This is a genomic window from Nocardiopsis sp. MG754419 (assembly GCF_018207095.1).
Taxonomy (GTDB): domain Bacteria; phylum Actinomycetota; class Actinomycetes; order Streptosporangiales; family Streptosporangiaceae; genus Nocardiopsis.
On sequence record NZ_QOCZ01000470.1, the window covers coordinates 1 to 208 of the forward strand.

Below are 208 nucleotides of genomic sequence, written 5' to 3' on the forward strand. Positions count from 1 at the left end.
CGGCATCACCGACGTCCTCGACGGTGAGCGCATCGACCGCCAGTTGTCCAACACCGCCCTGGGTGTCACCAACATCGCCTCCGACGGCGAGCGCACCAGCTATGTGCGTGATGCCAATGGTGAGCTGATCTCGATGGTGGCCTGGGACGGCGACGAGCGGTTCCACTACACCCTGGACCACCAGAACACTGTCCTGGCGGTCACCGCC

General features: G+C 64.9%; 1 protein-coding gene. It reads left to right on the forward strand.

Going from position 1 to position 208, the window contains the following annotated elements; genetic code table 11:
* Nucleotides 1–208 (forward strand): hypothetical protein (locus DSY14_RS29725; RefSeq protein WP_211719663.1); only part of this gene is annotated, 208 nt, incomplete at both ends.